Origin of the sequence: Sphingobacterium sp. UBA7625, assembly GCF_002484085.1 — a bacterium.
Classification (GTDB): domain Bacteria; phylum Bacteroidota; class Bacteroidia; order Sphingobacteriales; family Sphingobacteriaceae; genus Sphingobacterium; species Sphingobacterium athyrii.
The window spans coordinates 93,023-99,326 of record NZ_DLJD01000014.1 but is presented as its reverse complement, the minus strand read 5'-3'; the positions used below and the strand labels follow the sequence as shown (position 1 = coordinate 99,326).

Sequence of the window (6,304 nt, the reverse complement as noted above, 5' to 3'; positions counted from 1 at the left end):
GTTTTCTTTGGCGTAGCTTTAGCCTGTGGCTTAGCTGGCGTGCTGGTATCTTTGGCTGCTGTCGGAGCCGCTTTGATTACAGTGTTTTCAGCTATAGTTGTTTTAGCAGCCGGTGCCGCTGCTGTTTTCTTTGGCGTAGCTTCAGGCTGCGTCTTAGCTGCAGTACTGTTATTTTTAGCCAAAGTCTTATTTTTAAGACCCTCAATCAATAATTTGGCAGCCTTTTCAATTCTGTTGCTAAATTCCTTTTCGCTGAAATGATCACGTAAATAAGAAATAGTATCTTGTAAATGAGTGATGACTTTATTTTTTAATTCTTTTTTAGGAGATTGAATTTTTGCAGACTTAGCCATAATTTATTGTTGTTTTGAGAATTAACATAAATATAACATTAATTTGATTATAAATACACTAAATACGAACAAAACTTACAGCGTTAAAGTTTCACAGCCACTTTTTGCCGGTTGCTCAGAATAACTTTGAAGTGATACATCAAGAAGCTAGTGGTACTTAAATAAAAATATCCCTTCCCAGCAAAAGGGATATTTTTATTTAAGCTTATTATGCGAGCTGATTTCCTAAGCTTGTTTACAGACCGATGGAGTAAGCTTTGTTGCTATATTTTCCTCATCATCCGTTTGCGTTTTTGGGAAAGTGACAAAACTCATCGCAAATGTTACCGCTAATAGCAAGATACTTACCCATAAAACATAATGTACACCATAGTAGACGCTTATTATCCCACCGAGAAAAGCACCCAGGGAAATGCCGATATTAAAGGATGAGGTAAGTAAGCTATTCACAAATTCAAGAGCGTGATGGGGAATCGACTGAGTTGTCCGAATATTTGAAACCAGAAATCCACCCGTATGAATCATTCCCCAGATGGAGACTATAATGACCATTGGGGCAAATATTCCGCCTAAGTAGTAAGCGAGTACCTGTACCGCGATTAAAGAAGCCAAAAAGAATCTCGCTGTTAATAGCACATTTCTGTTTAACGCCAGGCCCATCAGCCAATTTCCTAGCGTTCCCATGCCACCGAAGAGCAGCAACATAACGCTGATCTGTGCACCATCCATCTTAGTAATTTGTTCAAGATAGGCGGTAAGATAGGTATAACTGGAAAACATCGCCGCCAGTGTACAAATGGTTGAAATCAGGTTGAGCCACAAAAGAGGACTTTTCAGTACCGCGATCTGATTTTGCGTGGATTTTGTATTGTCTGCAGGAATAGAAGGTATAAAAACCAACAGACCTATAAAAGCAATTAGACTGATCGCGCTGCTAAGGAAAAATGAAGCCTGCCAATTATTAAATAGGTCTACCGCATAGGTTGTCAACGGGATTCCAAGGACAGTCGCTAAGCTGAGACCCAACATGACTGTAGAAACACCCTTTGCTCCGCTATTTTTAAAAGCAATAGCGATAGAGATATTCCAAAATAGCGGATGTAATATGGCTGGTAGGATGCGGGCCACCATCAGCATAGTGAAATTTGAAGAAAATGCGGAGATTAAGTTTGAAAGGACAAATATACTCATAACCAGACATAGGAGAAGTTTCCGATTTATTTTGGTCGTGAAGGAAGTGATAAAAGGTGACGAAACCGCCACCGTTATCGCAAATGCGCTGAGTAACCATCCGGCAGTATCTAATGATACACCGAACTCGCGGCTAATTGTCGGAAGAATTCCAACTATTCCAAATTCAGTTGTAATTATGCCAAATGCACCCAGTGCCAGGACGTAGATTGATTTTTTCATTGCTATCTAAAGTTTTGATGTAGCAAATTTGAACAGAAATATTGTGAAAAATCAGTACTTTTTAATGATAAATAGGTATTTTTGCGTTATGGGAAGAGAGAACATAGATCAATTGGTCAAAGTAGAATACCATCAGGTGGTAAACTGTCCTTTAAAAGATAACCAGTTTTCCTTTTTTCAAATCATATATGTCATTTGTGGAGAAGGATTTCTTAAGATTAACAACAATACCGCTTCATACAGCAAAGGTAGTCTCATCCTCCTTACGCCAAATGATCAGCATAATTTGGAAGTAATCGAACATACCGAACTTTTGCTCGTTAAGTTCAGCGAGCGATACGTAAAAGACTACAAGTGGAATAGCATAAATTCGATGGAATGTCTATTATATGGGGCATCCTATTTGTCCGGGTGCATTTTACAGAATAAACCCGATGTTGTTCTGGTTGATTCGATTGTTTCCTCGCTTCTCCATGGTATCAATCATCCAGACCTCTTTCAGGAAGAGCTGACCTTACATTATGTGAATGCATTGATTGTCATTGCGGCAAGGAACATTTCAAAGATGAGAGTAGCCCATGTGGCATCCAATACAGATAAGCGGGTGTTAGACATTATTAATTATATTCAGGGAAATATCCATGATCCGGCATTGTTAAAAGTATCTTCAATCGCTCATAAATTTGGCTTCTCTGAAAGTTATCTTGGCAGCTACTTTAAAAAGCAATGTGGTGAAACCATCCAGCATTATATATTAAATTATAAAATGAGATTGATCGAGCATAGACTTCTTTTTAGTGATATGCGGATCAATGAAATTGTGTCCGAATTTGGTTTTTCAGATGAGAGCCATCTGAATAAATTCTTTAAAAAGACACACGTGATGAGCCTGACAGAATTCAGAAAAACGAAAGGACGTGTAGCAATGCAAGCTTAAGAATCCGGAAAATCCGGGAAACAAAACTGTTTCCCGGATTTTTTGTCTATTGCCAGTCAGCACAGTATTTTTTATTTTAAACAGCTAGTTCATTTTCTAAATAGACCTGTCTGAGCTGTGATCCCCATGCTTTGACCGTATGATCGTCTGCACGGTCAGCCCGATCAAAGAAAAAGTGCCGCTTGATTTCAAGACCACAATAACTATATATACCGTTATCAGAGGTCAATTGTAGGGCTTTGTCCATCCCGGTTTCTTGGTATTCCATCATTGATTTACCGTGAGAATTGATAATGTATGCGGATTTTCCGGTCAGCAGGCCTTTTTGAACACCGGCATCATATCTGTAGGCAAATCCATAACTGAATACACGGTCTATATATCCTTTCATAATGGCAGGCATACCTGTCCACCAGATGGGATATATAAAAGTAATGGCATCGGCCAAGATAATATAGTCCTGCTCTCTTTTTACGTCCAGATCCACAATTCCTCGGCGCTGGCCGTTGATATCATCATGGGACAATACCGGATTAAAATTTAATTGATAGAGATCTCTTACGATGACTTCCTGTCCATTTTGTAGCAAGGTGTCTTTAACAATTTGCTTAAAGTGATTGTTTAAGCTGCCGTCAATTGGGTGCGCATAGATGATGAGATGTTTCATTTTTTTTTATTTTTAATTGATTGAATGGAACAAATCTATCAGGAATACAATCGGGAAAATTGTAAGAAAACGAAAAGGTCTATCCATCAGATGCCCTGCAGACATCCCGCTGAAATTTTAAAAATTTTTTAGGTGAAGTATTGATAAAATGTTTGAAGTCGTGAATCAATTGGCTTTGATCATAATAGCCACATTCCTCGATTATTTCAAACCAATTTACCTTTTCTGTTGACGAGGCTAGCTGTTGGATGAATCCAATCGCCTTGATAAAACGCTCATATCGACTCAATTCTTTGGCGCTGAATCCAAAATGTTTTTTATGGATAAGCTGGATATTTCTTTCGCTGTGTCCGATTTGCTCAGCAACAGATTTAACAGGATTCAGTGGTCCGGATTGAAAATGGAAAAGTAGAGCAGCAACATCATCCTGCGACCTCAAGTAAGGCTTACAAAAATTTAAGATAAACTTTACTTTTTCTGCCACATCGTCGATTTCATTTAGCTGCTGCCATAAATAGTGAAAGCAATTGTCCAACAGGAGCTCGTCAGGATCCATGGTCTGATGCCCGGAAAGGTGTGGTCTACCAAAAAAACGATAAAAAGCATCAGCTTTGAAATTGGCGATCAATAGCTGTGTCCCGGGGAGTAAAGTGTAAGAAAAGGCCTGTTTAACCGGGCCGAGTACAATGCAGTTACCAATGCTGATTTTAGCTTTTTCTTTGGAGATAAGTAAGGCCGGTGTCCCGAAATTAAACACCATCATAGTCTGAAATGATGGTAACAGTGTTTTTGTAATAGTGTTTTTTGATGTATTCGCTGCAAAGTAAAAATGGGAAAATACCGTTTCAAATTCCTCCGGAACGGGTATCCTATAGCTTTGATATGTTTCTTGGTCCGTGCTCATCAGTTTTCTAATGCCAATTTAATAAAAAATATACGCTAAAATCTGACATCCGATAGGCATTTAGAAAAATTGCCTGAATCTGAAACACCTGGCGTAGATAGGAGGCAATCGATGGACAAAAAAAACGTGTAGCAGATATCTGCTACACGTCCTTAGAAGATGCGCCATGCAACTCCCAGATTGACTATTCTACTTAATTAAGCGATACGTACGTTTGTGGCATTAATGCCTTTTTTTCCGTTTTCCAAATCAAATGTTACGCTATCATTTTCGCGTACTTCATTGATCAGACCGGTAACATGTACGAAAATGTCTTCACCACCATCAGCTGGTGTAATAAAACCGAAACCTTTTGTCTGGTTAAAGAATTTTACTGTTCCTTCTTGCATTGTATTATATATTAGTATTAAATTATTCTGTTTACACACGCTGTATAAAGGATGCTGCCCCAACAACGAGAAATAATCCATTTGTTTGCAAGAAATGATGTTTTGTATTTAATGGGCTTGGGGTTTATGCAAGTTCAAAAAGGTACTTCACTATTATTTTGAAAACAAAATTAGCTTCTGGAAATGCAAAAACTGAGCGGAAAGGGATACTTGACGATTTCAGAAAAGCAAAGGCGGAACCTGATTATGATACAAGTATAGGTATAAATTATTGGTATATAGTATATTTTGTGATTTATTTTCAGATTAAATTCATTTACTGCCTTTATATCGCATTAAAGCTCCTTCTTCCCGTACAAATTACGAGTGAAGAAGAAGGAGCTTTTAATTTTGCTATGCAGGACAATATTGGATCACTCGACTAAGTTTATTTTGACATGGCATGAATAACCCCGATATGCGACCTAAACGCTGCCCAAAAAGTCCTGAATTCGTTGTATTGCAATTTATATTCCTTGCAAGTTTGTTTTACGATACGGTTGAGCGCGGGATAATGCACATGGCTTATTTTGGGAAACAGATGATGCTCTACCTGAAAGTTAAGTCCACCGAGCAGCCATGTCAATATCTTACTCCTTGTAGCGAAATTGGCCGTGGACTGGATCTGATGAATCATCCATTCTTCTTCCACACGCGCCCCTTCGATTGTCTTAAATTCAGTTCCGGAAACAACGTGAGCCAGTTGAAATACCGTCGCCAGACTCATTCCGCAGACAACGCCAGCGATCAACAAGCCAAAGAGGGTAGGAAGCCAACCGACAAAGATAATGGGAAGAACCACAAATAGCGTGAAATGCACAATCTTACTGAGCCAAAAAATGACACGTTCCCTGACCGGAAAATGAAAACGCTCGGTTTGATTTCCCATGCGGCCGCGGAAATATTTCTCATAATCCTGATAAAAAATCCAGGCCAAATAGGAGATACCATATAACAGCGGAAAGTAAAACCGTTGATAGCGGTGGTGTTTTTTCAATTTCTGATCATGGTGGATACGCATAAATTTAATTTCAATATCGTGGTCCTCACCATCGATATTGGTATACGTATGGTGGGCGATATTATGCTTGAGTTTCCAAAAATAGATATTGCCGCCCAAGAGATTGAGTGTATAGGACAATACCGTATTCAGACGTTTGTTATCCGAAAACGAATTATGTCCGGCATCGTGCATGATATTGAAGCCGATCGCAGCCAAGTTGGCCCCGAAAATAAGGCATAGCACGACAGCGATGCTCCAATGAAGCGGAACGAAGACCAAGAGAATATATAAAAGGATAAAAGTGGTCAAAAGAATAGCGGCTTTCAAAAATATCCTTCGGTTGCCGGTTTTTTGCTTTAACGAGTTATTAAAATAATGATTGATTTTTTGCTTTAACGCTTTGGAGAACAATGTATTAACATTGTCGAATTTAACAGACTGGGACATGTGATTTCTGACGGTGGAGATATTTCTCGTATTTAATTTGCAATCTAAAGTGATTGGCTGATGTGAAGTTACGTTTTATATTTGAATCAACACTATCCCACAACGTTAAATGCATGTTAAAATATTGATTTTTCAATAAACTTAGGGCATTG

Annotated in this window: 8 protein-coding genes; 2 read left to right on the top strand and 6 right to left on the bottom strand. The window is 38.7% G+C overall.

The features are described 5' to 3' along the window. Positions 1-353, bottom strand: a 353-nt coding sequence (locus B4G94_RS05025) for a hypothetical protein (protein WP_286857540.1), incomplete at its 3' end; no start/stop codon positions are given. Between the two features lie 225 nt (positions 354-578). Then, the gene (locus B4G94_RS05020) at positions 579-1,766 is read right to left on the bottom strand and encodes an MFS transporter (RefSeq protein WP_286857539.1); all 1,188 of its coding nucleotides are present in this window, start codon (positions 1,764-1,766) and stop codon (positions 579-581) included. Between the two features lie 88 nt (positions 1,767-1,854). On the opposite strand from B4G94_RS05020, the gene B4G94_RS05015 reads away from it, so the two are divergent. Further along, positions 1,855-2,703 carry an AraC family transcriptional regulator gene (locus tag B4G94_RS05015; protein WP_286857537.1) on the top strand — a complete coding sequence of 283 codons (849 nt, stop codon included), beginning with the start codon at positions 1,855-1,857 and terminating at the stop codon, positions 2,701-2,703. A gap of 76 nt (positions 2,704-2,779) precedes the next feature. Here B4G94_RS05015 and B4G94_RS05010 read toward each other — a convergent pair whose 3' ends face one another. The 3 genes from B4G94_RS05010 to B4G94_RS05000 all read right to left on the bottom strand — a co-directional run bounded on the left by B4G94_RS05010 (position 2,780) and on the right by B4G94_RS05000 (position 4,663). Next, the gene (locus B4G94_RS05010; RefSeq protein WP_286857536.1) at positions 2,780-3,370 is read right to left on the bottom strand and encodes an NAD(P)H-dependent oxidoreductase; all 591 of its coding nucleotides are present in this window, start codon (positions 3,368-3,370) and stop codon (positions 2,780-2,782) included. A gap of 79 nt (positions 3,371-3,449) precedes the next feature. Continuing rightward, positions 3,450-4,274, bottom strand: a complete 825-nt coding sequence (locus B4G94_RS05005; protein ID WP_286857534.1) for a helix-turn-helix domain-containing protein — start codon at positions 4,272-4,274, stop codon at positions 3,450-3,452. Positions 4,275-4,471: 197 nt separating this feature from the next. Next, entirely contained in the window at positions 4,472-4,663 is a 192-nt protein-coding gene (locus B4G94_RS05000; protein WP_104381945.1) for a cold-shock protein, read from the bottom strand. A 158-nt stretch (positions 4,664-4,821) separates the two neighbouring features. Between B4G94_RS05000 and B4G94_RS04995 the strand changes: the two genes are divergently transcribed. Continuing rightward, the gene (locus tag B4G94_RS04995) at positions 4,822-5,088 is read left to right on the top strand and encodes a hypothetical protein (protein ID WP_286857533.1); all 267 of its coding nucleotides are present in this window, start codon (positions 4,822-4,824) and stop codon (positions 5,086-5,088) included. 2 nt (positions 5,089-5,090) lie between these two features. Here B4G94_RS04995 and B4G94_RS04990 read toward each other — a convergent pair whose 3' ends face one another. Further along, complete coding sequence (locus tag B4G94_RS04990; RefSeq protein ID WP_108631757.1) at positions 5,091-6,152, bottom strand: fatty acid desaturase family protein; 1,062 nt, start codon at positions 6,150-6,152, stop codon at positions 5,091-5,093. Positions 6,153-6,304: the final 152 nt, after the last annotated feature.